The sequence below is a fragment of the Roseicella sp. DB1501 genome (assembly GCF_013112485.1).
Lineage (GTDB): Bacteria > Pseudomonadota > Alphaproteobacteria > Acetobacterales > Acetobacteraceae > Paracraurococcus.
Genome location: NZ_JABFHG010000001.1, coordinates 424,458 through 449,245 on the forward strand (window position 1 = coordinate 424,458; position 24,788 = coordinate 449,245).

Below are 24,788 nucleotides of genomic sequence, written 5' to 3' on the forward strand. Positions count from 1 at the left end.
CGGTCAGGCCCGCACCTTCTCCAGCCCCGCCCAGTCGAAGCCGATGCCATGGCCCGGCCGCTCCGGCGCCACCGCCATGCCCTCCTCGATCCGCAGCGGCTGCTCGATGAAGCGGTCGAGGCCGAAGCCATGCGCTTCCAGGTAGAAGCGGTTCGGGCAGGCGGCGAGGAGCTGAACCGTCACGTCATGCGCGCCATGGCTGGTCAGCGGCAGGTGATGCGCCTCGGCCAGATGCGCGATCTTCATGAAGGCGGTGACGCCGCCGCAATTGGTCACGTCCGGCTCGGGATAGGAGACGCCGCCGGCGGCGATCAGCGCCTGGAAGTCCCAGAGCGAGCGCAGGTTCTCGCCGGTGGCGATCGGCACCCCGCCCTCGCGCAGCACCCGGGCATGGCCGGCGACATCCTCCGGCACCACCGGCTCCTCCAGCCAGGTCGGGTCGTGCGGCGCGAAGGCGCGGGCGGCGCGGATCGCCACATCGGCGGTCCAGCGCATATTGGCGTCCACCATCATCGGGAAGCCCTCGCCGAGATGCGCCCGCATGGCGGCGAGCTTCGCCACATCCTCGGAGAGGCGCGGCCGGCCGACCTTCATCTTGATGGCGCGGAAGCCGCGCGCCAGGTTGCCCTCGGTCTGCCGGATCAGCGCCTTGGCGTCGAGCTCGAGATCGATGCCGCCGGCATAGCAGGGCACGCGCGGATCGTAGCCGCCGAGCAGCCGCCAGAGCGGCAGCCTGGCGCGCCGCGCCTTCAGGTCCCAGAGCGCGATGTCGATGGCCGATTGCGCCAGCACCGCCGGCCCGCCGCGGCCGCCGTAATGCAGGCCCCACCAGAGATGCTGCCACAGCGCCTCGATCGCATCCGCCTCGTGGCCCATGGCGAGCTCGGCGATCTCGCGCGCCAGGATGTCATGCGCCGCGCCGCCATTGCGGCCGACGGTGTAGGTGTAGCCACTGCCCTCGGCCCCGTCGGCGTCGCGCAGGCGGCAGGTGACGAGCTCGAAATGCGTCATCGCGCCATGGGTGCTGTCGGTCAGCACCTCCGGCAGCGGGATGCGGTAATGCCCGGCCTCGATGCGTTCGAGCTTCGGCATGGCGTCTCTCCCCTTCTCGCCTTGCGCGGCAGGCTACGCCGCGAGGCCGGGCGGCGCGAGGGGGCTGGAGCATGCTGCGTTCACATGCGTTCACGCAGCATGCTCCAGCGTGTGATTTTGCGAGCATCTTCACGCGTTCGGATGACTCCATCCGAACGCGATCTGCTCTAGCCGGCACGCAACCAGCGCAGCCGGGCCGGCTGGCCGAGGCGCAGCGTGACGATGGCCCGCTGCCGGAAGCGCCGGCCGAGCACGGCGAGGCGGCGCGGATCGCCGGCCAGCAGCAGGTGGCGCTCGCGCCAGCGCGGCGTGCCGCCCCAGCCCTCGACACCCGGCAGGCGCCGCGCCGCCGCCCGCAGCGCCGCGTGCCGGCGCGCGTTCCAGCCGGGCGGATGCCGGCGGCTGCCGGGATTCCAGGCGCCGACGAAGCCGCCTTCCCGGGCGCCGAACCGGCGCAGCAGCGCCTCCACCGCCGGGCTGCGCCGGCCGATCCGCGCCACCGCGCCCGCCGCCTCGTACGCGCTCGCCCGGTAGGCGGCGCCGAGCGCGGTGGTCACGGCAGTTGGAAGAGCAGCGCCTTCAGATAGGCGCTCTCCGGCAGCTGCGGATGCACCGGATGGTCGGGGCCGGCGCCGCCCTGGAAGAGCAGCTTCGCCTCCCGCCGGGCCCGCCCGAGGCCCCAGATCACCGCATCGGCGAAGTCCCCCGGCGCCACGTGATGCGAGCAGGAGGCGATGAAGAGGAAGCCGCCCGGCGCCACCAGCGGCGCCGCGAGGCGCGCCAGCTTGCCATAGCCGCGCAGCGCCTGCGGCTGGTCCTTGCGCGACTTGGCGAAGGCCGGCGGGTCGGCGACGACGATGTCGAAGCGCGTCCCGGCGGCGCCCATCCGCTCCAGCGCCTCCAGCGCCTCGCCGCGCTGCGCCTCCACCCGCTCCGCCAGGCCGTTGCCGCGCGCCGTCTCCATGGTGAGGTCGAGCGCATGCGCGCTGCGGTCGAGCAGCGTCACCCGCGCCGCCCCGGCCGCGGCGCAGCGCAGGCCGAAGCCTCCGGTATGGCAGAAGGCGTCGAGCACCGTCGCGGAGCGGGCGAGCCGCGCCACCCGGTCGCGATTCTCCCGCTGGTCGTAGAACCAGCCGGTCTTTTGGCCGCCGAGCAGGTCCACCGCGAAGCCGAGCCCGCCCTCCTCGACCCGCGCGGTGGTGTCGCTGCCGAGCAGCGGCGCCACGCCCTCCTCCAGCCCCTCCAGCCGGCGCACCGCGGCGTCGTTGCGGGCGACGACGAGGCGCGGCGCGAGCAGGCGCCGCAGCGCCTCGACCAGCACCGGCGTCAGCGCCTCCATGCCGGCGGTATTGGCCTGCAGCGCCAGGGCATCGCCGTAGCGGTCGATGACGAGGCCGGGCAGGCCATCCGCCTCGGCATGCACGAGGCGGTAGAAGGGCGCGTCGTAGAGCCTCTCGCGCAGCGCCAGGGCGGCGCCGAGGCGGCGCTCCGCCCAGGCGGCATCCAGCGCCGCCGCCGGATCGCGGTCGAGCAGCCGGGCGGCGATCAGGCTGTGCGGGTTGAAGCTCCAGCTGCCGTGCCGCCAGCCATCATCGCCCTCCAGCCGCACCGCGCCGCCCGGCGGCAGGGCGCGGATCGCCGGGGTCATGGCGATCTCGTTCGAGAAGGCCCAGGGGTGGCCGGCCTTCACCCGGCGGTCATGGCCGGGCAGGAGGCGGATCAGGGGGCGGTCTGCGGGCGTGTCGCTCATGGGGCCGCGGGTATGCGCCGGCCGGGCCTTGCGGCGCAATCGGCAACGGTGCAGATGCTGGGGCATGAGGATCGCCCGAGACCTGAGCAGCCTGCGCGCCGAGACGGCACGCCTCGGCCCCATCGCCCTGGTGCCCACCATGGGGGCGCTGCACGAGGGGCATCTGTCGCTGATCCGCGCGGCGCGGCGCGAGGCCACGGCGATGGGCGGCGCGGTCGCCGCCTCGATCTTCGTCAACCCGCTGCAATTCGGCCCGAACGAGGACCTCTCCCGCTACCCGCGCGACGAGGCCGGCGACCTGGCGGCGCTGGAGAGCGCGGGCTGCGACCTCGCCTGGCTGCCGAGCGTCGAGGCAATGTACCCGCCCGGCCGCGCCACCACGATCGAGGTCGGCGGCCCCTCGGAGGGCTGGGAGGGCGCGGCGCGCCCGGGGCATTTCCGCGGCGTCGCCACGGTCTGCGCCAAGCTCTTCCTGCAGACCGGCGCCCGGGCGGCGATGTTCGGCGAGAAGGACTGGCAGCAGTTGCAGGTGATCCGGCGCATGGTGGCGGATCTCGACCTGCCGCTGCGGATCATCGGCTGCCCGACGGTGCGGGAGGCGGATGGGTTGGCCATGTCCTCGCGCAACCGCTTCCTCGCGCCGGCGGAGCGGCGGCAGGCGGCCGGCCTCCATGCCGCGCTCACCGAGGCGGCGGCGGCGCTCGGCGCCGGGCAGCCGGCCGATGCGGTGCTGGCGGCAGCGCGGAGCCGCCTCGCCGCGGCGGGCTTCGGCCTCGACTACCTGGCGCTGGTCGAGCCGGAGAGCCTGCGCGAGACCACGGCGCTGCCCGGCCGCCTGGTCGCCGCCGCGCGCCTCGGCAGCGTGCGGCTGCTGGACAACATCGCAGTCGGCTAGAGCATTTTCACCCGTTCGAGTGCTTCCACTCGAACGGGATCCGCTCTAGGCAGCCGCCCTCACTCGGCGCTGCCGGTCAGCGCCGCCGGGCCGATGTCCGACCGGTCCCGCCGCGCCGCCACCTCGCCCGCCCAGACCTCCATGCCGAGGCGGCGGAACCCGGCCTCGGCGCGCCGCCAGTGCTGCCGGGCCGGGCCGGGCCGGCCGAGCATCCGCTCCAGCAGGCCGAGATCGAGCTGCGCCTTGGCCAGGGCCGGGCCGATATGCAGCCGGCGCGCCGTCTCGGCCGCCTGCAGCAGGTCCTGTCGCGCCGCCTCCGCCGATCCACCCCGCCACAGCCTCGCCTTCGCCCGCAGCCGCAGGGCGGAGCAGACATAGCCGGTCTCCTCCCCCGCCTCGGCGAGGCGCAGCGCGGTCTCGGCATGCGCCATCCCCTCCTCCGGCAGGCCGGCGGCGAGGCAGGCCTCGGCGAGGCGGGCGCACCAGCGCGAGCGGCCGGCATAGACCCCGATGCGCTCGGCGGCCTGCATGCCGCGGCGGGCGAGCGCGACCCCCTCGGCGGCCTGCCCGGTCGCGGCCATCTGGTAGCCGAGCTGCGAGCCGAGCACCGGGATGATGAAGGCGATGTCGCGCTCATCGGCGGCGGCGAGGGCGCGCGCGCTCGCCTCCCGCGCCGCCGCCATCTGGCCTTCCAGCATCAGCACGAAGCCGGCCGCGGTCTCGGCATAGATGTATTCGAAGGGCAGCAGCTCGTCGGCGATGGTCAGCATCCGCTCGCAGAGCTGGCGGGCGGGCGCGAAGCGGCCGAGCTCGGCCTGGGCGATGGCCAGCCAGTACCAGCCCATCAGCAGCGGCCGCACCGGCAGGCCGAGCGCCGCGCCCGGCAGGCCGGCATCGAGGTTGCGCAGCACCGGGTTGAGGACCCGCAGCACCTCGCCATAGCGGCCGAGCCCGTAGAGCGCCTGCGCCAGGTAGAGGCTCGGGGCGATGCGCAGATTGGGGTCGGTGCCCTCCCGGCAGAGCTGCAGCGCCTCGCGGCACAGCGCCTCCGAGGGCTTGGCGCTGCGGGTCAGATAGGCATGACCGGCGAGGAAGCCGGTGATCCGGGCGAGCTGGTCGCGATGACCGAGGCGCTGCGCCAGCTGCCGCGCCTCCTCGAGCAGCCCGCCCACCCGGTCGAGGCGCAGCAGCGGCAGGCTGGCGGCGCGCAGTTCCAGCCGCAGCTCGAGCGCGCTCTCCAGCCGCAGCCCGTCCGGATCGGCCTGGCCGAGGGCGTGCAGCGCGTTCTCCAGGTGGTGCGCCGCCTCGCGATGCGCGTAGCGCGCGGCGGCCCGCCGCCCGGCCCGCCAGCAGAGGCGGAAGGCCTCCTCCCAGAGCTCGCCATGCAGGGCGTGGAAGGCGAGGGATTCGACCTGGGCGGCCTCCGGCTCGCGCTGCCGCTGCCGCAGCGCGAGGAAGGCCGCCTCGTGCAGGCGGCGCCGGTTCGCCTTCAGCAGGGTGGCGTAGCCGACCTCCTGGAACAGCGCATGGTCGAAGGCGTACAGCCCGGCCGCGGGATCGACGCTGCGCAGGAACTCGGCCCGCTCCAGGATGCGGAGCTGCTCGGGCAGCCGCTCCGGCGGCTCGCGGGTGAGGCGGGCGAGCAGGTCGAGCGAGAATTGCGTCCCGATGACGCTCGCCGCCAGCAGCACCGCCTTCGCGTCCGGCGCCAGCCGGTCGATGCGCTCGGCGATGACCGCGGTGACCGAGCGCGGGATGGCGATCGTCTCGGGATCCGGCAGCGTGGCCGCCGGCGCCCCGGCGGGCCCGGGCGCGACCATGCCCGCTTCGATCAGCGCGTTGATGCTCTCGCGCAGGAAGAGCGGGTTGCCGCGGCTCAGCGCCAGGATGCGCCGCTCGAGCAGCGGCAGCAGCCCGGCGCCGGCCTGGTGCCGGATCAGCGCCCGCGTCTCCTCCTCGTCGAGGCGGTCGAGCCGCAGGGCGCGGAAGATGGGGCTGTCGGCCCAGGGCGGCTGGAATTCCGGCCGGTGCGTGAGCAGCAGCAGGATGCCATGCGTGCCGAGCTGCCGCGCCAGCAGGCCCAGCAGGTCGATCGTCGCCGAATCGGCCCATTGCAGGTCCTCGAGGACGACCAGCAGCGGGCAGTGCCGGCTCTCGCGCAGCAGCAGCTCGGCGAAGCTCGCCGCCATGCGTGCCCGGCGCTGCTGCGCCCCGAGCCGCGCCCATTCCGCATCGGCGCTGGCGAGGTCGAAGAGCTCGAGCAGCGGCGGGGCGCTGATCTCCGGCGTCAGGTCCAGCACCTGCAGCCGCGCCAGCAGGGCGGCGCGTCGCTCCTCTGGCGCGACCTGGTGCAGCTCGAGCAGGTCGAGCATCAGCGCCCGCAGCGGCTGGAAGGGCGCCGCGCTCAGGTAGCGCTCGGCGGCGCCGCGCACCAGCCGCGCCGCCGGGGGCCGCGCGGCGAGGAAGCGCTCGACCAGCGCGGTCTTGCCGATGCCGGCCTCGCCGCTCACCGCGAGCAGCGCGCCGCGGCCCTGCAGCGCCGCCGCATGTGCCTCCAGCAGCGCCGCCAGCGGGGCGCCGCGGCCGACGAAGGAGGCCTGCCGGCGGTGCTCCGGCCGCGGCTGCGCCGGCAGCGGGCCGAGCAGGCGGTGCAGGTCGACGCTCCGCTCCAGCCCCTTCAGGGCGAAGCGGCCGAGCGGCTCGGTGAGCATCTCGGCCTGCACGAGCATACTGGTCTCGGCCGAGAGGACGGTGCGGCCGGGCGCCGCGAGCTGCTGCAGACGGGAGGCGATGTGCACCGCCGCGCCGGTCGCGCTGATCTCGGCCGGCGCGGTGCCGATCGCCACCTCGCCCGAATGCAGGCCGACGCGCACCGCGACGCGGCCACTGCCGGGCCGGATGCCCGCCACCCAATCATGCAGCAGCAGCGCCGCATGGCAGGCGCGCATCGCGTGGTCCTCCTGCGCGAGGGGCGCGCCGAAGACGGCCATGATCCCGTCGCCCATGGTGTTAGCGACGCTGCCGCCATAGGCGCGCACCGCCTGCGCCATGGCGTCGAGCGTGGCGGAAAGGAGCGCATGCGCCTCCTCCGGGTCGACGCCCTCGATGGCGCGGAGCGAATCGACGATGTCGGCGAAGAGGATGGTGACGAGCTTCCGCTCGGACAGGATCCCGGGACCCACCTGCCGCTCGGTGCCGCGGATCGGCGCATGCATCGAGGGCGCGGGCATCGAGCCCACGGGCATCGGGACGGCGCGAGTCCAGGCAGGCGCTCGGAGCGGCGCGAGGGCGGCGATGGGCCAGGCGGAGGGCGCCATATCCCCGGCGCCCTCGGTCAGCGAGGATGGCGCGGGGAACCGGTCTCGTGGCTCGTCATCGCTCATGCGCCGCTGCGGTGATCCGTCCTTCGTCGGTCAGCAGATTGCCTCGATCAAGGCCGCCGCGGCCACCCCGCATTGCATGGCCACCACCGCGCGCAACTCGCCGAAGGCGCGGTCGGGCGCGTGCAGCGCGATGCAGCGGCGGATATCGGCCGGGTCGTGCGGGCCAGGATTGGTGACGTCGACCTTGCCGATGAGGCCGAGCTTGTTGGCCCGCGTCGCCTGCGAGCCGCGCACCGTCCAGCTGGCGCTGGCCTCGGCGATGCGCTGCGGCGAGGGCGCGGCGCGCGCCTTGCCCTCGTCGAGGCGGAGCTCGGCGGCGACGGTGAGCAGCGTCGGCTCGGACGGGCCCTGCAGCGTGCCCTCGACCGTGCCGACGATGTCGCCGACGCCGAAATGCGCGAAGAAGGCGCCGCGCCAGGAGGGGATCCCCTGCGGCGTGCCGGTGGCGGTGGGCGCCAGGGTCGTCAGGTAGAAGGCGGCGCCGTCCGGCTTCAGCGCGGCGCCGAAGAACTGCGCATAGGTGAGCGGCGCGCGATCCAGGTCCTTGATGGCCGAGATGCCGAGCATGCCGCGCATCTCGGTCTCGCCGAGCTTGCACAGCGCATCCACGTCGTCGAGCGGCAGCGGGAAGATCTCCCGCATCGGGCTGCCACCCTGAATCGGGGCGAACATGCAGGACATCGCATGGCTCCTTCGAAGCGGCTCAAATGGTTTGCAAGGCTTAAGCAGGAAAATTCGGCTCTAAAACGAGCGCTCGGAATATTCGGCGCCGATGCAAGCGAGGGAATATGCTTCACTCGCATGTGACACGATCCGCATCCGGCCGTCACCATCCTGCCAGGCGCCGCACCTCCTCCGGGCCGTGGCCGGCCGCGCGCAGCGCCTGCAGGCTCGGCGCCCGGTCGCGCTTCGCCAGCCGCCGCCCATCCGCGCCGAGGATCAGGCCGTGATGCGCATAGGCCGGCTCCGGCCAGCCGAGCAGCGCCTGCAGCAGGCGGTGCAGATGCGTCGCCGGCTTCAGGTCGAGGCCGCGGGTGACCAGCGTCACCCCTTGCAGCGCATCGTCATGCGTGACGCAGAGATGGTAGCTCGCCGGGATCTCCTTGCGGGCGAGCACCACGTCGCCGAAGGGCGCCGGATCGCAGGGCAGCCGCCCCTCCCCCAGTTCGTGGAAGGAGAGGCCGGGCGGCGCCGCGGCCAGGGCGGCCGCCATGTCGAGGCGCAGCGCATGCGGCGCCCCTGCGGCCAGCCGCGCTGCCCGCTCATCCGCGGAGAGGCGCCGGCAGGTGCCCGGATAGGCCGGGCCGTCCGGGCCTTGCGGCGCGCCGCCGGCGGCCGCGATCTCGCGCTGAATCCCGGCCCGGCTGCAGAAGCAGGGATAGAGCAGGCCCCGCGCTTCCAACCGGGCGAGCGCGGCGCGATACTCCGGCATGTGCCGCGACTGCACCCGCACCGGCCCCGCCCAGCGGAGGCCGAGCCAAGCCAGGTCGGTCTCGATCGCCGCGGCGAAGTGGGGACGGCAGCGGGTGCCGTCGATATCCTCGAGCCGCAGCAGGAAGCGGCCGCCCGCCGCCCGCGCCAGGGCGTCGGCGAAGAGCGCGGCATGGACATGGCCGAGATGCAACAGCCCGGTCGGGCTCGGCGCGAAGCGGGTGACGGCGCCCGCGGGCAGGTCGGGCAGCAGGGGGCGCAGGCTGGCCGGGACTGGCATCGGGGCCTGCGCGTAGAGCAGATCCCGATCATGTGGAACCACCTGATCGGCTGAAGATGCTCTGCAAACAACAGGCTGGAGTATTTGCCGCGAACGCAGGTGAGCGGAAAATGCTCCGGCGGCCGGGGCAGGAGAGGAGCAAGAGGCATGGTGCAACTCAGCGGACCCCGTTTCGGCCCCCTGTCCAAGGGGCCGGCGCAGCAGCTCGTGGTGGTGCTGCACGGTCTCGGCGCCGATGGCCAGGACCTGATCGAGCTCGCGCCGCATTGGGCCAAGGCGCTGCCGGACGCCGCCTTCGTCGCGCCCGATGCGCCCGATCCCTGCGACATGGGCCCCTATGGCCGGCAGTGGTTCAGCCTGCAGGACCGCCAGCCGGCAAGGATGGCGGCTGGGGCGCGGGCGGCACGCGGCGCGCTCGATGCCTTCCTCGATGCCGAGCTGGCGCGGCTGAGCCTGCCGGGCTCGGCCCTCGCCCTCGCCGGCTTCAGCCAGGGCTGCATGATGGCGCTCTATGCCGGGCTGCGCCGGGCGGTGCCGCCGGCCGCCATCCTCGGCTATTCCGGCGCCCTGGTCGCGCCCGAGACGCTGGCCGCCGAGATGACCGGCCGGCCGCCGGTGCTGCTGGTGCATGGCGAGGCGGATGACGTGGTGCCGGCGGCGGCGAGCCGGGCCGCCGAGTCGGCGCTGCGGGCGGCGGGCGTCCCGGTGGAGGCGCTGTACCGCCCCGGCCTCGCCCATAGCATCGATATTGTGGGCATCGAGGCCGGCGCCAGGGCCCTGAAGGCGGCCTTCGCCGGGCCGGCCCTGGCATGACGATGGGATGAAAGGCACACCCCCGCCGGTCGGGCAGCTTGCGCAGTCGCACCGAGGGGGGCAAGAATGCCGGGTAACACGGCGGTGCCACAGGATATGGGGCCCAATCGTTGTTCGGCCCTCTATCTGTAGTTGGCACCGCTTCGAAAAGGAGCGGCACTTGCCAGACGGCGGTAGTTTCATCACCGGCCAGTCCTTCCCGGCCCTCGTGCTGAACGCGGATTTCCGCCCGCTCTCCTATTTCCCGCTATCGATCTGGGCCTGGCAGGATGCGGTGAAGGCCGTCTTCCTCGACCGCGTCTCGGTGCTCAACGAATACGAGGTCGCGGTCCATTCCCCGACCCTGTCCATGCGCCTGCCGAGCGTGATCGCGTTGAAGGAATACATCCCGGCGGCGCGGCGGCCGGCCTTCACCCGCTTCAACGTCTTCCTGCGCGACCGCTTCGAATGCCAGTATTGCGGCGAGGGGCGGCCGACCCACGACCTGACCTTCGACCATGTGATCCCGCGCAGCCGCGGCGGCCGCACCACCTGGGAGAATGTCTGCACCGCCTGCGGCCCCTGCAACCTGCGCAAGGGCAACAAGCTGCCGCGCGAATGCCACATGCAGCCGCGCCAGGCGCCGCGCCAGCCGACGAGCTGGGAGCTGCAGGAGAATGGCCGCGCCTTCCCGCCGAACTACCTGCATGAGAGCTGGCGGGACTATCTCTACTGGGATTCCGAGCTGGAGAGCTGAGGGCGTCCTGGGAGGGGGCCGCGCCTCAGCGGTGCCGCGTCTCCCAGGATGGCGGCCGGCCGGCGAAGACCTCGCGCAGCCAGCCCGTCGCCTCCCGCATCGCCGCCGTCGCGTGGTCCACCTTGCCGGTCCAGGAATAGAAGCCGTGGTTCAGCCCGAGCCAGCGCGTGCAGGCGACCGTGACGCCCGCCTTGCGCAGCGCCTCGGCATAGGCCTCGCCCTCGTCGCGCAGCGGGTCGTATTCGGCGGTGGTGACGAGGGCAGGCGGCAGCTTGGCGAGGCTTTCGGCGCGGATCGGCGCGGCATGCGGATGCGCGGCCTCGCGCGCCGGGTCGGCCAGGTAATGGCCCCAGAACCACTCCATCGTCGCCCGGCCGAGCCCGTAGCCCTCGGCATTCTCGGCATAGGAGGGCCAGCCGGGCGTGTGCCAGTCGGTCACCGGATAGAGCAGCATCTGGCCGAGCACGGCCGGCCTGCCCTCGTCGCGCAGCCGCAGCGCGGTGACCGCCGCGAGGTTACCGCCGGCGCTGTCGCCGCCGATGACGACCCGCGCCGGATCGGCGCCGAGCTCGGCGGCCTGCGCGGCGCACCAGCGGGTGGCGGCGAGGCAGTCCTCCGGCGCCGCCGGGAAGCGGTGCTCCGGCGCCAGCCGGTAATCGACCGAGGCGACGACGCAGCCCGCCCCGGCGCAGAGGTTGCGGCAGGTGCCGTCATGCGTATCCAGGCTGCAGAGCACGAAGCCGCTGCCATGGAAGAAGACCAGCAGCGGGAAAGGCCCCTCCCCGTCTCCCTCCCCGTCTCTCTCCCCTGGCCCCTCCGGCGTGTAGACCCGCAGGCGCAGCGGCGCGCCCGCCGGGCCGGGGATCATCCGCTCCTCGACCCGCGCGACGCGCGCCGGCGGCGCATAGGCGGCGGTGCGTGCCTCGTACATCGCCCGCGCCTCGGCGACGGGCAGGCTCTCGGTGCGCGGCAGGTGGCGGCCGGCATCGAGCAGCGCCTGGATCTGCGGATCGACGGGCATGGCGGGCCTTCCTTCCTCGGTCTTTGCGCCGAAGGGTGGCGCAGCCCCGGCCGCGCCACAACCGGGGCCGGGCGGCGCCGGAGCATGCTGCGTGCGGATGCCTCCACCGGGGCGCGGTATGATCTACCGCGCCTTGATCGGCCGCTTGCCGTGGCTGTCCTGCGGCACGCCCTTGCCGAGCGACATGTGGCTGTGCACGCCGAGCCAGCGCCCGTCCGGCTGCCGCGCCAGCACGATGGTGGCGCGGCCCGGCCGCGGGAAGGGCGTGCCGTCGGGATGGAAGCCGGTGCTGGTCCAGGGGGCGACAGCCACCGCCATGCCGCCATCGGGCGAGGCCAGCACCAGGGTGTTGCCGAGGTCGAAGGCGAACTCCGCGGTGCGCGGCCAGACATTGTCCCATTGCCGGTCGGTCCAGGCCTGCCGGCTCTTCACCAGCTCCTGGTAGGTGCCGAAGATGACGATGTCCTCGTGCCAGAAGGGAGTGGCGCCGGCATAGTCCACCTCGCGGACGCGGGCGGCGAAGCGGTCGAGCCAGTCGCGGATCGCGGCGGTGGTCTCGGCATCCGCCTCGGGCAGGGGCAGGTCGGTCATGGCGCGGCTCCTCTTGCCTTCGGATCGCGCCATGGCGCGGCAGGCGGGCGGGCGGGTCAAGCCTGCCCGTCGGCGCGGCTCACACCCGCTCGCTCACCTTGATCGCCAGTTTGCAGCCCGCCTTGATCGCGGCGCTCAGCGCCCGGTAGGCGGGGGCGAGCTCGGCCTCGTTCTCGAGGCCGATATCGCGGTGCTCCAGCTCCTCGGCGCGGAATTGCGCGATATGCGCGCGCAGCGGCGCCTCGTCCTCGCCCAGCTCCCGCTCCTGCGCCTGGTAGTGCTCGTCGATCGCCTCCTCGACGGCGACAGTGCAGGCCATGGCGCCGCGATGGCCGAGCAGCGCCGTCGCCGCGCCGAGGGCGAAGCCCGCCACGTGCCAGACCGGCAGCAGCGCCGTCGGCCGCACCCGGCGCTCCGGGATCAGCCGCGCGAAGGTATCGAGATGCACCTGCTCCTGCGCCTGCATGTGGCGGATCATTCCTTCCCAGCGGGTGCCGCGCAGCACGGCGAGCTGACCCTGGTAGATCCGCTTGGCGCCGTATTCGCCGGCATGGTCGACGCGGATCGCGCGCTCGACCACCTGCCGCGGCGTCGGGTCGCCGGGCAGCCGCCCCTCCCCGGTCCGCCTGCCCCGTGCCGGACGGGATCCGTCCGCATTCGCCGCATCCGTCATGTTCTGGCTCCTCTGCGGAGAGAAATGAGGCCGAGCCCGGCCAGGGCAAGCGCGTAGAGCAGGTTCATCGCCGCCATGGAGAGCGGCAGGCCGGAAATCAGATAGGTCGGCGCGTCGCAGGGCTTCGAAGGCGCGACCGGCAGCGAGCGCAGCATGTCCTCGACGCTGGTGCCGCCCACGGCATGCGGCGCCTGGCAGCCCGCCAGGGGCGAGGGCCACCAGCCCTGCTCGACGCCGATATGGAAGGCCGCGACAAGGCCGGAGGCCAGCACCGCCAGCACCGCCAGCAGGCCGAGCGCCCGCCGGCCGCGCGGCCAGAGCGCCGCCGCCATTGCCAGCCCCGCCGCCACGAGATAGGGCCAGCGTTGCCACAGGCAGAGTTCGCAGGGCGCGATGCCCCAGATCCCCTCGCTGGCCCGGGCGAAGATCGGCGCGGCGGCGGCAAGCAGCGCCAGCATCAGCATCGATGGCATGCCGCCCTTCTCCCGCGCGGTCAGCCGGCTGGCAAGACGGGGCAGCGGCCCCCGGTTGGGCCGCTGGATGGCAGATGTTAGGGTCCGGCGAGGACGAAGAGGGGATGCGCCATGCTGAAGATCTGGGGCCGCGCCAGTTCGAGCAACGTCATGAAGGTCCTCTGGCTCTGCGAGGAACTGTCGATCGACCACGAACGGATCGATGTCGGCGGCGAGTATGGACGGACCAGGGAGCCCTTCTACCTCGCCATGAACCCGAACGCCCTGGTGCCGGTGATCGAGGAGCCGGACGGGTATTCGGTCTGGGAAAGCCATTCGATCCTGCGCTATCTGGTGGCGACGCGTAGGCCAGGCGATCCGATGCATCCTGCCGCGCCGCGCCAGCGCGCCGATGTCGAGCGCTGGATGGACTGGCAGCTCGCCAGCCTGAGCGGGCCGATGACGCCGCTCTTCTGGACCTATGTCCGCACCCCGGAGGCGCAGCGCGACCTGGCCGCGGCGGCGAAGGCGCGCGATGCGGCGGAGGCGCTGTGGGGGATCGTCGACCGGCAGCTCGACGGCCGCGACTACGTCGCCGGCAGCTTCTCCCTCGCCGATATCGTGCTCGGCCCCTATCTGCACCGCTGGTTCGCCCTGCCGGTCAGCCGCGCGCCGATGCCCAACCTCGAGGCCTGGTACGAGCGGCTGCAGGCGAACCATGCCGGCTTCGCGCAGCATGTCGCGGTGCCGATGACATGAGCCAGCCGAAGATCCTGACGGTCTGGGGACGGGCGAACTCGGTCAATGTGATGAAGGTGCTGTGGCTGCTCGACGAGCTTGCCCTACCCTTCGACCGCATCGATGCCGGCGGCGCCTTCGGCCGCACGCGCGACCCCGACTACGCGGCAATGAACCCCAACGCGACCGTGCCGACGCTGGTGATGCCGCATGGCTACACGCTGTGGGAGAGCCATTCGATCCTGCGCTATCTCTGCCGCACCCAGCCGGGCGGCAACGTCTTCTACCCGGAGGCGCCAGAGGCCCGGGCGGATGTCGAGCGCTGGATGGACTGGACCCTCGCCTCGCTGAACGAGCCGCTGCGGGTCATCTTCTGGTCGCTGGTGCGCACGCCGGAGGCCGAGCGCGACATGCGGGCGGTGGCGCGCGCCCGTGACGCGGCGGAGCGGCTGTGGCGCATCGTCGAGGCGCAGCTCGAAGGGCGCGACTACATCGCCGGCGAATTCAGCATCGCCGACATGGCGATCGGCGGCTTCCTGCACCGCTGGTTCGCGCTGCCGATCGAGCGAGCCGAGCTGCCGCGGCTGCGCGGCTGGTACGACCGGCTGCTGGCCCGCCCGCCCTATGCCAAGCATGTCGCGGTGCCGCTGAGCTGAGTCACGCCGGCGCGGCGGGCTTTGCGACATCCGGCTGCCGTCCGTCCGGCTGGCGTCCATCCGCTTGCCGCGCGGCCTGCAGGCAGCCCTGCACCGCGGCGCGCAGCGAGGAGACGACCTGGTCGGCGCCGAGCGCCGCCTGCATCGGCCGGTCCTGCAGCACCGCCTCACCCGGCGGCCAGAGTCCAACCAGGACCGGCCGGTCCGGCAGCCGCTGCCGCAGCCGGCGCAACAGGTGGCGCAGATGCGCCGGGCTGCCGCCGAGCTCGAGATAGGTGAGGCAGACCATCCGCGCCCCCGAGGTCTCGAGCGCCCGAACGCGGCTGCGCGAAACCGTCTGGTAGGACAGGACGCGGGTGCCAAAGCCGTGCTTGCGGAGGAGCTGGGCCAGCATCGCGGCGGCGGCCTCATCGAGCGGGCCGCGGCCGGCGATGCAGAGGACCGAGGCCTCCTCCCGCCAGGCGGCAGGCGCAGTCTCAGCCGCCGGCGGCTCCGGCGCCGCTTGGCCGCCCCGGCCGGCCGCCCTGGCGGCCTTCGCCGCCTTCACCGCCTTCGGATCGATATCCGGATGCTCCTCGAGATCCTCGATCAGCCCCTGGATGGCCTCGCGGATCGTCCGCAGCTGCTCGCGCGGCAGCACGCCGCGATTGACGTCCCGCGCCGCGAGCTGCAGCCCCGGCAGCGCCACCTCGTCGTAATAGGCCGAGAGCGGCGCCTCCTTCAGCATCAGCTCCGCTTGGTCGAGCGCCTCGTCCGGGTCGCCGGCCAGCAGGCGCTGGTAGAAGCTCTGCACCGGGGTCAGGGCCGGCTCGTCGCCGAGCATGACATCGAGGAATTCGAGCTGCTCGACATGCCGGCCGAGCACGACGAGGCAGAGCGTCAGCGGCGTCGAGAGGATCAGTCCGATCGGTCCCCAGAGCCAGCTCCAGAAGATGGCGGCGATGATCACCGCGATCGGCGACAGGCCGGTGCTGTGACCGTAGACCATCGGCTCGACCACCTGCCCCATCAGCGGCTCGGTCACCAGGAACAGCACCGCGGTCCACAGCGCCAGCGACCAGCCGGGATCGACGGCGGCGGCGAGGGCGACCGGCAGGGCGCCGGCGAGGGGCGCGCCGATATAGGGGACGAAGCGCAGCAACGCCGCGAGGATGCCCCAGAGCAGCGGCGAGGGCACGCCGATGGCGAAGAGGCCGAGGCCGATGATGCAGCCGAACAGCAGGTTGATGCCGAGCTGCGCCAAGAAGTAGCGGCTGAGCCGCCGCGCCGCATCGTTGAGCGCCGTGGTGGTGCGGTGCAGGTCGGTCGCGCCGACCAGCCGGATGATGCGGTCGCGCAGGTCCTCCCGCTGCAGCAGCATGAAGACGGTGACGACGAGCACGATCGCCGTGGTGCCGAGCGGGCCGAGGACCGGGGCGAGGATGCGCTGCGCCAGGTCGAGCGGCGAGGTGGTGGTGCCCGAGCCGGGTTGCTGCGGCTGCGCCGGCGCCGCCCGCGGGGCTGCCGGCGCCTCGGGCTGCGCCGGGCCCGGTGCCGCCGCCGGTTCCTCCACCGCCTCGGAATGCAGGAAGCGGCCGGCGATGGCATTGAGGCGCCCGACGGTCGCCTCGCGCACCGCCTCGACCTTCCGCTCGATGGTCAAGGCATAGCGGGGCGCCTCGGCGGCGAGCGAGGCGACCTGGGTGCCGATCACCCCGCCGACGAGCAGGATGGCGCCGAGGGCGAGCAGCACCGCCAGCAGCACTGCCAGCACCCGGCCGAGCCAGAGCCGCCTCAGCAGCTCCACCAGGGGCGCGAGCACGAAGGAGAGCAGCACCGCCAGGGTGATCGGGATCAGCACCTCCTGGGCGAGGTAGAGCGCCGCCACCACGACGACGCCGACGGCGAGCGTCATCAGCGCGCGGAGGCCGGGCGGCTCGGTGCCGGGCAGGCGCGGCGGGACGTCCTCGATCGGTTGGCTGTTCGGCATGCGGCTCCTCACCTGCTCGACCCATGCCGTGCCGACCCGCATGCGCGGCGCACCGCGATGGCGGGAAGCAGGCACGTGCCGACGGCCGGGAGGATGCAAACGCCGATCGACGGGAGGATTTCCGCAGGAACCCGATCAGCACCCGCTATCGTCCCGGCGCGGTGTCAGGCGTCGTTGGCGCCTTCCAGCCGGCTGAGGAAGTCGTGGCACCAAGCCTGCGCCCCGTCCTGGCGCACCGAGACGATGCAGTCCTCCCAGCGCGACCGCCGCTCCCCGCGCGGCATGACCAGCGCCTGGTCGAGCGCCTCGGCGATCTCGTCGGGATCGAGGGGGTTGACCAGCAGGGCGCCGGGAAGCTGGGCCACCGCGCCGGCGAAGCGCGAGAGCACCAGCACGCCCGGATCCTCCGGGTCCTGCGCCGCCACGTATTCCTTCGCCACCAGGTTCATGCCGTCCCGGAGCGGCGTGACGAGGCCGACGCGGGCGAGGCGCATGAAGCCGGCGAGCACCGGCCGCGCCACGGCCCGCGTCATATAGCGCAGCGGCATCCAGTCCGGCTCGGCATACTGGCCATTGATGCGGCCGACCCATTCATCGAGTTCACGGCGCAGGGTCCGGTACTGCGCGACATCGCCGCGCGACACCGGGGCGACCTGCAGATAGGTGACCTTGGACCGATGCTCCGCGAAGCGGGCGAGGAGCTGCCCGAAGCCGCAGAAGCGCTGCGGCAGGCCCTTGGTGTAGTCGAGCCGGTCGACGCCGATGATCAGCGAACGCCCGACCAGGCTCTGGTGGAAGCGCTCCGTCTCGCGCTTGACCATCGCTTTCTCGGCGAGGGCGGTGAAGGAGTCCGCCTCGATGCCGATCGGGAAGGCGGCGACGCGGGAGACCGCCTCCTCCCGCCCGATGGCGGCCAGCGCGCCGCGCAGGTTGATCGCGTCGTCCTCGCTCTGCACGCCGATGACGTCGTAGGCGGCGAGGTCGGCGAGCAGCTCCTCGGCCCGCGGCAGGGCGCAGAACAGCGCCGCCGGCGGAAAGGGGACGTGCAGGAAGAAGCCGATCCGCTGCCGGCAGCCGAGCCGCCGCAGCTCGGCGCCGAAGGGGAAAAGGTGGAAATCATGCGCCCAGATCGTGTCGTCCGGGCGCAACATCGGCGCCAGCGCCTCGGCGAAGGCGGCGTTCACCCGCCGGTAGCCGGCATGGTCGTCGCGGGAGAACTGCACGAGGCCGAGCCGGTAGTGCAGGGTCGGCCAGAGCGAGGCGTTGGAGAAGCCCTGGTAGTAGCGGCGGTAATCCTCGCGTCCGAGATCGAGCGTCGCATAGGTAAGGCGCCCGGTGCGGTATTCGTGCGGCTCCGCCCCGGTGACATCGGCCGTCTGGCCGGACCAGCCGAACCAGAGCGCCTCCCGCCTGGCCAGGGCATCCTTCAGCGCGACGGCGAGACCACCCGCCGTGGCACCGCGCTCCCGCGGATTGGGAACGCGGTTGGCGACGATCACGAGCCGATTCACGGCGTGGTCCCGGCCGGTCCCGGCGGAGCCACCGCCCGCGCCAGCCAATCGCGCAGGGCGGCGGGGCTTCCGAAGGCGTCCTGCAGCTTGAAGCCGTAGCCGCCGAAGCGCCGGGCGACCTCCATCCCTTCCTCGTCGGTGACGTCGTCGCCGATGAAGACCGGAACGCGGCCCTGGAAGGGCGGCCGGCCCATGAGGGCGTTCACCGCCGTGCCCTTCGAGGCGCCGCGTGGCCGGATCTCCCAGGCCATCCGCGCCTCCAGCAGGTCGAAGGCGCCGGGATCCTCGGCGACGAAGGAGGCGAGCAGCGCCTCGGCCTCCGGGCCCATCGCCGGCGCCTGGCGGTAGTGCAGGACGAAGCCGTGCTCCTTGTCCTCGATCAGCGCCCCCGGATAGCGCTCGACCAGCGCCACGGCCCGGCTGCGCCAGGCGGCGGGCGGATGCGGCAGGTCGGGACGCAGCGCCGGGGCGGCGGGATCGGGGCGCAGGGAGGCGCCGTGGTCGCCGGCCATCGGGATCGGCACGGGCAGGAAGAAGTCGAGGTCGCGCAGCGAGCGCCCGCTGACGATCGCCAGGGCGCCCGAGAGCTCATCCGTCAGGCGGTGCAGGAGCCCGGGGAGCTGCGGGGCCACGCGAACGGCATCAGGGGTGGCGGCGATCTCCACCAGGGTGCCGTCGAAATCGAGGAATAGCGCCGCGCGCTCGATGGGGCCCATTCCGGGCATGCCTGGAGGCGGCGGCAGGAGGAACGGTCCAGCCATACTTCCTGGACAAGCCCGCTTGGGCGCAGCGGTTGCGTCGCGAACGCGCGAGGCATGCAAGAGGCATGCAATTGGTGGCTGGGAAGGCCTTGGGCCGGATGACCCGATCAGGGGGCGATCCCCGGAAAACGATGCCCTGGACCATGATCCGCTCACACAGGGTCGCGGATCATGGTCCAGGGCGTTGTTCGATTGCGTGCTTCACGCTTTTCGGGGAGTCCACCTCAAGCGATCACGCTCTAGCGGGCGGTTTCCGCATCACTGTGCCGCATGCCCCAGAGGGCAAAGGCGGGCGGCAGGACGCCGACGACAAGCCAATGGACCAGGGCCGCCTGACGCGCCAGCCAGCCGGCATCCCAGAGCGCGACGCAGGCGAGTTGCACCACGAGCATCCAGGCGACGGCGAGGATCAGCGCACGCTGCTCGGCGCGCGCCTGTTGCCGGGAAGCGTCCCGCATCGGCGGAGTCCCTTCAGCCCAAAAAGCATTGCAAAAGCGCCCGCCCGAAGGACGGTACAATCCTCTAATACACGCTCTCGTGAGGCTTGCACACGAAAAAGGGAGCCACGCGTGGGAGGCGGTCGCTACGGCGCGCCCTCGCCGCGGGTCCGAAGACTGCCTTGGCGGGGGGGTGCCATGCGACGCGGCGCCACCAGTGTCCAGGACGGTGCCACGCCAGGACTTCACCGGCGCCGGCGAGGTCTTGGCCCTTCGCCGCGCTGCCGCATCGGACCCCGCCCGCTGCCGACCCCCCCGCCCGCATCTGGTCCCTCCCCGGCGAATGTATGATATCGGACTCGATAATATTCTAACTTCAACGCTATCTGCGCCCTACCGCAGACCGAGCAAATGAATCGCAAGCGTTCGCCATAAGCGACAGACAGCCGGCGCGATTCTCGCTCAGGTGGTCCTCACGCGACAGCTCAGCAACCGAATAGCAAGTTTTTTCATGCAATTCGCTGTTCTGAAGCCGCTGGCCGAGTGGGACGATGCGGCTTGGTCGGGGGGCCTGTTTCGCTCCACGGCACAGATCACGGACTTGCCAGGTCGAATTCCTGAATTAAAGCTTGCACGACATTAATGAGTTCGGTTAACAAGCGGCCATCGGGCCTCTGTCGGAAATGGTAGACGACCGCGACCCTAGGATAAGTACTGGGTGCCCTGGTGGAAACATCAGGAGTAGAACCGCTCAAAGTCGGGGAAGACTTCACTGTTGATCCCGAGCCAAGCCCAGAAATGGGAAGGTGTAGAGACTGGACGGGCGGCACCTGACACCACGTGAGTGGCAGGGTGAAGGGACAGTCCAGACCACGAACCCGGCAACGGGGCGGCGAAAGCCGAAGTGGTATGAGTGTCGCGGGCCTCAGAGGCGTCCTGGTTCGAGTCCAGGGAGGCCCACCATCTATTGCTTGTGAGCAACGTGGCGCCGCCCGGGGATCCCCGGGCGGCGCCGCCGCGCCTGCATCCTTGCCTTGCCGGCGAGCGGGCCCTATCCAGGTCCGCGCCGCGGGGGTGTGGCGGAATTGGTTGACGCAGGGCACTCAAAATGCCCCGACCGCAAGGTCTTGCCGGTTCGAGTCCGGCCACCCCTACTCCCGCCCTTCCCCGCCTCGCCCGGCCCGCTGCCCACCTCTCGGCGCCGCCCCGGACCGCGTCCGCGGGCGGCCCGCCGGGCTGCTGGACAAGCCGGGCGGTTCGGGCGAAAGACCCGCTCCCTGCACAGCCCAGTCTGGAGAAACGCAATGGCCTCGGCGTTCGAGCGCATCGCCGACATCATCGCGGAGACGTCCGACGTCCCCCGCGAGACGATCACGCCGGACAGCCATGTGATCGAGGACCTGGGCATCGACAGCCTGGACTTCCTCGACACCGTCTTCGCCATCGACAAGGCCTTCGGCATCAAGGTGCCGGTCGAGGCCTGGACGCAGGAGGTGAATTCCGGCCAGGCGCCCGCCGAGCAGTATTTCGTCATGAAGAACCTCGCGACCCGCATCGAGGAGCTGGTGGCGGCGAAGGCGGCGGGCGGCTGACGCCAGGCCGTGCGCCTCGAATACTTCCAGATGATCGACCGCGTGCTCGCGGTCGATCCTGACGGCATCCGGGCCGAGGCGCTGGTGCCGGACGCCAGCCCGGTCTTCGAGGGGCATTTCCCCGGCCATCCGCTCGTCCCCGGCGTGCTGCTGGTGGAGACCATGGCCCAGGCCTCGGGCTACCTGCTGCTGCACCGCCTGGGCTTCGCCCGCATGCCCTTCCTCGCCTCGGTGAAGGAGGCGAAGTTCCGCAGCTTCGTCCCGCCCGGGACGCGGCTCGAGGTCACGGCGCGCATCGAGCATGACGGCTCGGGCTACGCGGTCACCCGCGCCGGCGTCACCCGGGACGGGCAGCGGATCTGCGATGCCGAGCTGACGCTCCGCATCCTGCCCTTCCCGGCGGCTGAGCTCGAGGCCACCATGCGCGCCCAGGCGGAGCGCATCGGGCTCGGCGCCGCAGCGCGGGCCTGACCACGGCCGTCCAGGCATGACCCGAGCGAGCACCGCATGACCGAGAGCATCTGGATCACCGGCATCGGCCTCGTCTCCTCGCTCGGCGAGGGGCCGGAGATCCACCGCGCCGCCCTCGCCGGCCGCGCGCCGGTGGTCGATGCCGAGGGCTTCGCCCCCTACCCGATCCATCCGCTGCCGCCGCTCGAACTCGACCGGCAGATCCCGAAGCGGGGCGACCAGCGCCAGATGGAGCCGTGGCAGCGCCTCGGCACCTATGCCGCGGGCCTCGCCATCGACCAGGCCGGGGCGCGGGCGCTCGTCGCCGATATGCATCTTCTCGTCGCCGCCGGCGGCGGCGAGCGCGACACCGCGCTCGACGAGGCGGTTTGCGCCGAGATCGCGCGCCTGCCGGCGGAGGAGGCCGGGCAGCGACTGAATGCGATGCTCGCCTCCGGCCTGCGGCCCACCCTCTTCCTGGCCCAGCTCTCCAACCTGCTGGCCGGCAACATCTCCATCGTGCATGGGGTGACCGGCTCCTCCCGCACCTTCATGGGCGAGGAGGCGGCGGCGGCGGATGCAGTGCGCATCGCCGCGGCGCGGCTCGCCGAGGGGCGCGGCGGCATCGCCCTTGTCGGCGGCGCCTATGTCGCCGGGCGCTGGGACATGCTGCTGCTCTACGCCGCCTCGGGCGAGCTGCGGCAAGGCGGCTGGGCGCCGCTGGCGGAGCGCGCCGAAGGGGGCGGTCTCGTCACCGGCAGCGCCGCGGCCTTCCTCGTGCTCGAGACCGAGAATCATGCCCGGGCGCGCGGCGCCGCCGGCCTCGCCCGGCTCGGCGCGGTGCGGAGCGGCGCGGCGCGGCGCCAGGGCGAGGACAGCGCCGAGGCCTCGGCCGCCGCGCTGGCCCAGAGCCTGCCGCTCCGGCCGGGCCATGCCGTGATCTCGGGGGCGAGCGGCGCCGCCCTGCCGACCGCCGCCGAGCGGCGCTTCCTCGCCGGGCTGCGCGCCGCCGGCCCGGCGCCGGGCCAGGTCGTCCACAGCGCCGACCTCATCGGCCATGCGGTCGAGGCCGCCTTCCCGGCCAACCTGGCCCTCGCCGCCCTGGCCCTCGCCGCCGGCGACGCCCCGCAGGCGCTGGTCACCGGCTTCGGCGTCTGGCGCGGCGAGGCGCTGGCCCTGCTGGAGCCCGTCGCATGACCGAGACCGCCCCGCCGCCCGCATCCCTGCGTGACCATCGCGGTCGCCACCGCGTCGCCGTCACCGGCATCGGCCTGGTGACGCCGCTCGGCCTCGGTGTCGCCGAGAGCTGGGCCGCGCTGCTCGCCGGCCGCTCCGGCATCCGCCGCATCACCCGCTTCCCGACCGCGCATCTGAAGACCACCATCGCCGGCCAGGTGACGCTGCCCGAGGGTGCGACGGGCGAGGTCCTGACCTCGCCGGCGCGGGTCGAACGCATGGCCGGGCTGGCCGCTGCCGAGGCGATTGCCGCCGCCGGCCTCGCCGGCGAGGAGCGCTTCCCGGGGCCGCTCTGCCTCGGCATGCCGCCGGTCGAGGTGGAATGGCCGCACCGGATCGCCCTCGCCCGCCAGGCCCTGGACCGGGAGCCGGGCCCGCTGCGCTACCCGGCGCTCGCCGCCGCGGCGACGGGGCAGGAGGCGCTTTTCGAGCAATGCCTGTTCGGCGGCGTCGGCGAGCGGCTCGCCGCCCGCTTCGGCACCACCGGCGCGCCGGTCGAGATTACTACCGCCTGCGCCACCGGCGCCTCCGCCATCCAGCTCGGCGTCGAGGCGATCCAGCGCGGCGAGGCGCCGGCGGCGCTCTGCATCGGCGCCGAGGGCAGCGTGCAGCCGGAGGCGCTGATCCGCTTCTCCCTGCTCTCGGCCCTCTCCACCCGCAACGAGGAGCCGGAGCGCGCCTCTCGCCCCTTCGAGAAGAACCGCGAAGGCTTCGTGATGAGCGAGGGCGCGGCCGCCCTGGTGCTGGAGAGCCTGGAGGGCGCCATGGCGCGCGGCGCGACGGTGCTCGGCCTGGTGCTCGGCTGCGGCGAGCGGGCGGACAGCTTCCACCGCACCCGCAGCAACCCCGATGGCGGCGCCATCATCGGCGCCATGCGGGCGGCGATCGCCGATGCCGGGCTGGAGCCCGCCGCCATCGACTACGTCAACGCGCATGGCACCGGCACGCCGGAGAACGACAAGATGGAGACGCTCGGCATGCGCGCCGTCTTCGGCGAGGCCTGCCCGCCGATCTCCTCCAACAAGTCGATGATCGGCCATACCCTCTCGGCGGCGGGCGCCATCGAGGCGGTGTTCAGCCTGCTGGCCATCCGCGACGGGATGCTGCCGCCGACGATCAACCACGAGACGCCGGACCCGGCCATCCCGCTCGATGTCGTGCCGAACGAGGCCCGGCCGGCGGCGGTGCGGCACGTGCTGTCGAACAGCTTCGGCTTCGGCGGGCAGAATGTCTGCCTCGTCCTCGGCGCGGCGCCCCAGGCATAGGAGCCGGCATGCGCGCCCTGCAGCTCTTCGGCGACCGCGACACGCGGCTGGTCGAGCGCCCCGAGCCGCCGCCACCCGGCCCGAGCGAGGTGCGGCTGCGCATGCGCGCGGTCGCGCTCAACCATATCGATGTCTGGGGCTGGCGCGGCATGGCCTTCGCCAGGCGCCAACTGCCGCTGACCGTCGGCGCCGAGGCGGTCGGCGAGGTGGTGGCGCTCGGCGCGGGCGTCGAGGGCTGGCGGATCGGCCAGCGCGCCGTGCCCTATGGCGCCCTCACCTGCGGGACCTGCCGCGCCTGCCGCGAGGGCCGCGACAATCTCTGCGAGAATGTCCGGGGGGTGAAGGGCTTCCACCTCGACGGTTTCGCGCAGGAGCTGGTGAACCAGGAGGCGCGGCTGCTGCTGCCGGTGCCGGAGGAGGTCGCCACGGAGGACGCCGCCTGCGCCGGCATCACCTTCTCGACCGTCGAGCACATGCTCTTCGACAATGCCCGGCTCGAGCCCGGCGAGACCATCCTGATCCAGGCGGCGGGATCGGGCATCGGCACGGCCGCGCTGCGGATCGCCAAGGCGATCGGCTGCACGGTGATCGCGACCGCGGGGTCGGACGAGAAATGCGACCGCGCCCGGGCGCTCGGCGCCGACCATGTGGTGAATTACGCGACCGACCGCTTCGAGGCGGTGGCCCGCAAGGTGACGAAGAAGCGCGGCGTCGACGTCGTCTTCGAGCATGTCGGCGCCACCACCTGGGCCGGCTCGCTGCTTTCGCTGCGCATGGGCGGGCGGCTGGTGACCTGCGGCTCAACCAGCGGCGTCACGGCCGAGACCAACCTGATGATGCTCTTCCAGCGGCAGCTCCGCATCATCGGCAGCTTCGGCGCCCCGATGCGCAGCATCGGCGACGGGCTGGCGCGGATGGCCGCGGGGGTGCGGCCGGTGCTCGACACCGTCGCGCCGCTCGAAGGCTTCGCCGGGGCGCTGCAGCGGCTGGAGAGCCGGCAGGTCTTCGGCAAGATCCTCGTCACCCTGTAGCGGCGATGTCCATCCCGCCGCAGCG

General features: G+C 72.9%; 24 protein-coding genes and 1 tRNA gene. 11 read left to right on the forward strand and 14 right to left on the reverse strand.

The features are described from left to right. Window positions 1-3: 3 nt before the first annotated feature. From HJG45_RS02045 to HJG45_RS02055, 3 genes are all read right to left on the reverse strand, one after another. Window positions 4-1,092, reverse strand: a complete 1,089-nt coding sequence (locus HJG45_RS02045; protein WP_171610395.1) for a mandelate racemase/muconate lactonizing enzyme family protein — start codon at window positions 1,090-1,092, stop codon at window positions 4-6. 167 nt (window positions 1,093-1,259) lie between these two features. Then, window positions 1,260-1,649 (reverse strand): DUF3293 domain-containing protein, encoded by a 390-nt coding sequence (locus HJG45_RS02050; protein WP_171610396.1) that lies wholly within the window; start codon window positions 1,647-1,649, stop codon window positions 1,260-1,262. Beyond that, complete coding sequence (locus tag HJG45_RS02055; protein WP_171610397.1) at window positions 1,646-2,842, reverse strand: class I SAM-dependent rRNA methyltransferase; 1,197 nt, start codon at window positions 2,840-2,842, stop codon at window positions 1,646-1,648. The genes HJG45_RS02050 and HJG45_RS02055 overlap by 4 nt, the downstream gene beginning before the upstream one ends. Window positions 2,843-2,906: 64 nt before the next feature. Here HJG45_RS02055 and panC point away from each other — a divergent pair, with 64 nt between their 5' ends. Beyond that, window positions 2,907-3,737, forward strand: coding sequence for a pantoate--beta-alanine ligase (gene panC / locus HJG45_RS02060; protein ID WP_171610398.1), 831 nt, complete (start codon window positions 2,907-2,909; stop codon window positions 3,735-3,737). A 59-nt stretch (window positions 3,738-3,796) separates the two neighbouring features. On the opposite strand, the gene HJG45_RS02065 is transcribed toward panC, so the two are convergent. The 3 genes from HJG45_RS02065 to gluQRS form a co-directional block, all read right to left on the reverse strand. Then, window positions 3,797-6,967, reverse strand: a complete 3,171-nt coding sequence (locus tag HJG45_RS02065; protein ID WP_171610399.1) for an AAA family ATPase — start codon at window positions 6,965-6,967, stop codon at window positions 3,797-3,799. A 183-nt stretch (window positions 6,968-7,150) separates the two neighbouring features. After that, entirely contained in the window at window positions 7,151-7,801 is a 651-nt protein-coding gene (locus HJG45_RS02070) for a hypothetical protein (protein WP_171610400.1), read from the reverse strand. Between the two features lie 145 nt (window positions 7,802-7,946). Continuing rightward, complete coding sequence (gluQRS, locus tag HJG45_RS02075) at window positions 7,947-8,831, reverse strand: tRNA glutamyl-Q(34) synthetase GluQRS (protein ID WP_171610401.1); 885 nt, start codon at window positions 8,829-8,831, stop codon at window positions 7,947-7,949. A 147-nt stretch (window positions 8,832-8,978) separates the two neighbouring features. On the opposite strand from gluQRS, the gene HJG45_RS02080 reads away from it, so the two are divergent. After that, the gene (locus HJG45_RS02080) at window positions 8,979-9,644 is read left to right on the forward strand and encodes an alpha/beta hydrolase (RefSeq protein ID WP_171610402.1); all 666 of its coding nucleotides are present in this window, start codon (window positions 8,979-8,981) and stop codon (window positions 9,642-9,644) included. A gap of 160 nt (window positions 9,645-9,804) precedes the next feature. Next, window positions 9,805-10,380, forward strand: a complete 576-nt coding sequence (locus HJG45_RS02085) for an HNH endonuclease (RefSeq protein ID WP_171610403.1) — start codon at window positions 9,805-9,807, stop codon at window positions 10,378-10,380. Window positions 10,381-10,405: 25 nt separating this feature from the next. Here HJG45_RS02085 and HJG45_RS02090 read toward each other — a convergent pair whose 3' ends face one another. The 4 genes from HJG45_RS02090 to HJG45_RS02105 form a co-directional block, all read right to left on the reverse strand. Continuing rightward, the gene (locus tag HJG45_RS02090; RefSeq protein ID WP_171610404.1) at window positions 10,406-11,401 is read right to left on the reverse strand and encodes an alpha/beta hydrolase; all 996 of its coding nucleotides are present in this window, start codon (window positions 11,399-11,401) and stop codon (window positions 10,406-10,408) included. 123 nt (window positions 11,402-11,524) lie between these two features. Further along, window positions 11,525-11,992 carry a nuclear transport factor 2 family protein gene (locus HJG45_RS02095; protein WP_171610405.1) on the reverse strand — a complete coding sequence of 156 codons (468 nt, stop codon included), beginning with the start codon at window positions 11,990-11,992 and terminating at the stop codon, window positions 11,525-11,527. 79 nt (window positions 11,993-12,071) lie between these two features. Continuing rightward, a complete protein-coding gene (locus tag HJG45_RS02100; protein ID WP_171610406.1) occupies window positions 12,072-12,665 on the reverse strand; it encodes a demethoxyubiquinone hydroxylase family protein in 594 nt (197 codons plus the stop codon). Continuing rightward, entirely contained in the window at window positions 12,662-13,138 is a 477-nt protein-coding gene (locus HJG45_RS02105; protein WP_171610407.1) for a disulfide bond formation protein B, read from the reverse strand. The genes HJG45_RS02100 and HJG45_RS02105 overlap by 4 nt, the downstream gene beginning before the upstream one ends. 111 nt (window positions 13,139-13,249) lie before the next feature. On the opposite strand from HJG45_RS02105, the gene HJG45_RS02110 reads away from it, so the two are divergent. Both HJG45_RS02110 and HJG45_RS02115 read left to right on the forward strand, forming a co-directional pair. Next, window positions 13,250-13,876 carry a glutathione S-transferase family protein gene (locus HJG45_RS02110; protein WP_171610408.1) on the forward strand — a complete coding sequence of 209 codons (627 nt, stop codon included), beginning with the start codon at window positions 13,250-13,252 and terminating at the stop codon, window positions 13,874-13,876. Then, entirely contained in the window at window positions 13,873-14,511 is a 639-nt protein-coding gene (locus HJG45_RS02115) for a glutathione S-transferase family protein (RefSeq protein ID WP_171610409.1), read from the forward strand. The genes HJG45_RS02110 and HJG45_RS02115 overlap by 4 nt, the downstream gene beginning before the upstream one ends. A 1-nt stretch (window position 14,512) precedes the next feature. On the opposite strand, the gene HJG45_RS02120 is transcribed toward HJG45_RS02115, so the two are convergent. The 4 genes from HJG45_RS02120 to HJG45_RS02135 all read right to left on the reverse strand — a co-directional run bounded on the left by HJG45_RS02120 (window position 14,513) and on the right by HJG45_RS02135 (window position 19,210). Next, the gene (locus tag HJG45_RS02120) at window positions 14,513-16,480 is read right to left on the reverse strand and encodes an AI-2E family transporter (RefSeq protein ID WP_171610410.1); all 1,968 of its coding nucleotides are present in this window, start codon (window positions 16,478-16,480) and stop codon (window positions 14,513-14,515) included. Window positions 16,481-16,644: 164 nt separating this feature from the next. Beyond that, entirely contained in the window at window positions 16,645-17,991 is a 1,347-nt protein-coding gene (locus tag HJG45_RS02125; protein ID WP_171610411.1) for a trehalose-6-phosphate synthase, read from the reverse strand. Continuing rightward, window positions 17,988-18,707: a trehalose-phosphatase gene (gene otsB, locus HJG45_RS02130; RefSeq protein ID WP_254452223.1), complete on the reverse strand. Its 720-nt coding sequence runs from the start codon at window positions 18,705-18,707 to the stop codon at window positions 17,988-17,990. The genes HJG45_RS02125 and otsB overlap by 4 nt, the downstream gene beginning before the upstream one ends. Window positions 18,708-18,991: 284 nt before the next feature. Next, window positions 18,992-19,210, reverse strand: a complete 219-nt coding sequence (locus HJG45_RS02135) for a hypothetical protein (protein WP_171610413.1) — start codon at window positions 19,208-19,210, stop codon at window positions 18,992-18,994. A gap of 1,049 nt (window positions 19,211-20,259) precedes the next feature. On the opposite strand from HJG45_RS02135, the gene HJG45_RS02140 reads away from it, so the two are divergent. The 6 genes from HJG45_RS02140 (at window position 20,260) to HJG45_RS02165 (ending at window position 24,763) form a co-directional block, all read left to right on the forward strand. Next, window positions 20,260-20,343 (forward strand) — tRNA-Leu (locus tag HJG45_RS02140). 150 nt (window positions 20,344-20,493) lie between these two features. Beyond that, on the forward strand, window positions 20,494-20,781 hold the full coding sequence (locus HJG45_RS02145; protein WP_171610414.1) for an acyl carrier protein: 288 nt from the start codon (window positions 20,494-20,496) through the stop codon (window positions 20,779-20,781). A gap of 9 nt (window positions 20,782-20,790) precedes the next feature. Continuing rightward, on the forward strand, window positions 20,791-21,252 hold the full coding sequence (locus tag HJG45_RS02150) for a beta-hydroxyacyl-ACP dehydratase (protein ID WP_171610415.1): 462 nt from the start codon (window positions 20,791-20,793) through the stop codon (window positions 21,250-21,252). Between the two features lie 36 nt (window positions 21,253-21,288). After that, complete coding sequence (locus HJG45_RS02155; protein WP_171610416.1) at window positions 21,289-22,428, forward strand: beta-ketoacyl-ACP synthase; 1,140 nt, start codon at window positions 21,289-21,291, stop codon at window positions 22,426-22,428. Next, window positions 22,425-23,732, forward strand: a complete 1,308-nt coding sequence (locus tag HJG45_RS02160; RefSeq protein ID WP_171610417.1) for a beta-ketoacyl synthase N-terminal-like domain-containing protein — start codon at window positions 22,425-22,427, stop codon at window positions 23,730-23,732. Before HJG45_RS02155 ends, HJG45_RS02160 begins: the two co-directional genes overlap by 4 nt. Window positions 23,733-23,740: 8 nt before the next feature. Beyond that, window positions 23,741-24,763 carry a zinc-binding dehydrogenase gene (locus HJG45_RS02165; RefSeq protein ID WP_171610418.1) on the forward strand — a complete coding sequence of 341 codons (1,023 nt, stop codon included), beginning with the start codon at window positions 23,741-23,743 and terminating at the stop codon, window positions 24,761-24,763. Window positions 24,764-24,788: the final 25 nt, after the last annotated feature.

What these genes read in the sequence shown, in the direction of transcription:
- HJG45_RS02045 (WP_171610395.1), bottom strand. Translation starts at nt 1,092, where the DNA reads ATGCCGAAGCTCGAACGCATCGAGGCCGGGCATTACCGCATCCCGCTG.
- HJG45_RS02055 (WP_171610397.1), bottom strand. Translation starts at nt 2,842, where the DNA reads ATGAGCGACACGCCCGCAGACCGCCCCCTGATCCGCCTCCTGCCCGGC.
- panC (WP_171610398.1), top strand. Translation starts at nt 2,907, where the DNA reads ATGAGGATCGCCCGAGACCTGAGCAGCCTGCGCGCCGAGACGGCACGC.
- HJG45_RS02065 (WP_171610399.1), bottom strand. Translation starts at nt 6,967, where the DNA reads ATGCCCGCGCCCTCGATGCATGCGCCGATCCGCGGCACCGAGCGGCAG.
- HJG45_RS02070 (WP_171610400.1), bottom strand. Translation starts at nt 7,801, where the DNA reads ATGTCCTGCATGTTCGCCCCGATTCAGGGTGGCAGCCCGATGCGGGAG.
- gluQRS (WP_171610401.1), bottom strand. Translation starts at nt 8,831, where the DNA reads ATGCCAGTCCCGGCCAGCCTGCGCCCCCTGCTGCCCGACCTGCCCGCG.
- HJG45_RS02080 (WP_171610402.1), top strand. Translation starts at nt 8,979, where the DNA reads ATGGTGCAACTCAGCGGACCCCGTTTCGGCCCCCTGTCCAAGGGGCCG.
- HJG45_RS02090 (WP_171610404.1), bottom strand. Translation starts at nt 11,401, where the DNA reads ATGCCCGTCGATCCGCAGATCCAGGCGCTGCTCGATGCCGGCCGCCAC.
- HJG45_RS02095 (WP_171610405.1), bottom strand. Translation starts at nt 11,992, where the DNA reads ATGACCGACCTGCCCCTGCCCGAGGCGGATGCCGAGACCACCGCCGCG.
- HJG45_RS02100 (WP_171610406.1), bottom strand. Translation starts at nt 12,665, where the DNA reads ATGACGGATGCGGCGAATGCGGACGGATCCCGTCCGGCACGGGGCAGG.
- HJG45_RS02105 (WP_171610407.1), bottom strand. Translation starts at nt 13,138, where the DNA reads ATGCCATCGATGCTGATGCTGGCGCTGCTTGCCGCCGCCGCGCCGATC.
- HJG45_RS02110 (WP_171610408.1), top strand. Translation starts at nt 13,250, where the DNA reads ATGCTGAAGATCTGGGGCCGCGCCAGTTCGAGCAACGTCATGAAGGTC.
- HJG45_RS02115 (WP_171610409.1), top strand. Translation starts at nt 13,873, where the DNA reads ATGAGCCAGCCGAAGATCCTGACGGTCTGGGGACGGGCGAACTCGGTC.
- HJG45_RS02120 (WP_171610410.1), bottom strand. Translation starts at nt 16,480, where the DNA reads ATGCCGAACAGCCAACCGATCGAGGACGTCCCGCCGCGCCTGCCCGGC.
- otsB (WP_254452223.1), bottom strand. Translation starts at nt 18,707, where the DNA reads ATGGGCCCCATCGAGCGCGCGGCGCTATTCCTCGATTTCGACGGCACC.
- HJG45_RS02135 (WP_171610413.1), bottom strand. Translation starts at nt 19,210, where the DNA reads ATGCGGGACGCTTCCCGGCAACAGGCGCGCGCCGAGCAGCGTGCGCTG.
- HJG45_RS02145 (WP_171610414.1), top strand. Translation starts at nt 20,494, where the DNA reads ATGGCCTCGGCGTTCGAGCGCATCGCCGACATCATCGCGGAGACGTCC.
- HJG45_RS02155 (WP_171610416.1), top strand. Translation starts at nt 21,289, where the DNA reads ATGACCGAGAGCATCTGGATCACCGGCATCGGCCTCGTCTCCTCGCTC.
- HJG45_RS02160 (WP_171610417.1), top strand. Translation starts at nt 22,425, where the DNA reads ATGACCGAGACCGCCCCGCCGCCCGCATCCCTGCGTGACCATCGCGGT.
- HJG45_RS02165 (WP_171610418.1), top strand. Translation starts at nt 23,741, where the DNA reads ATGCGCGCCCTGCAGCTCTTCGGCGACCGCGACACGCGGCTGGTCGAG.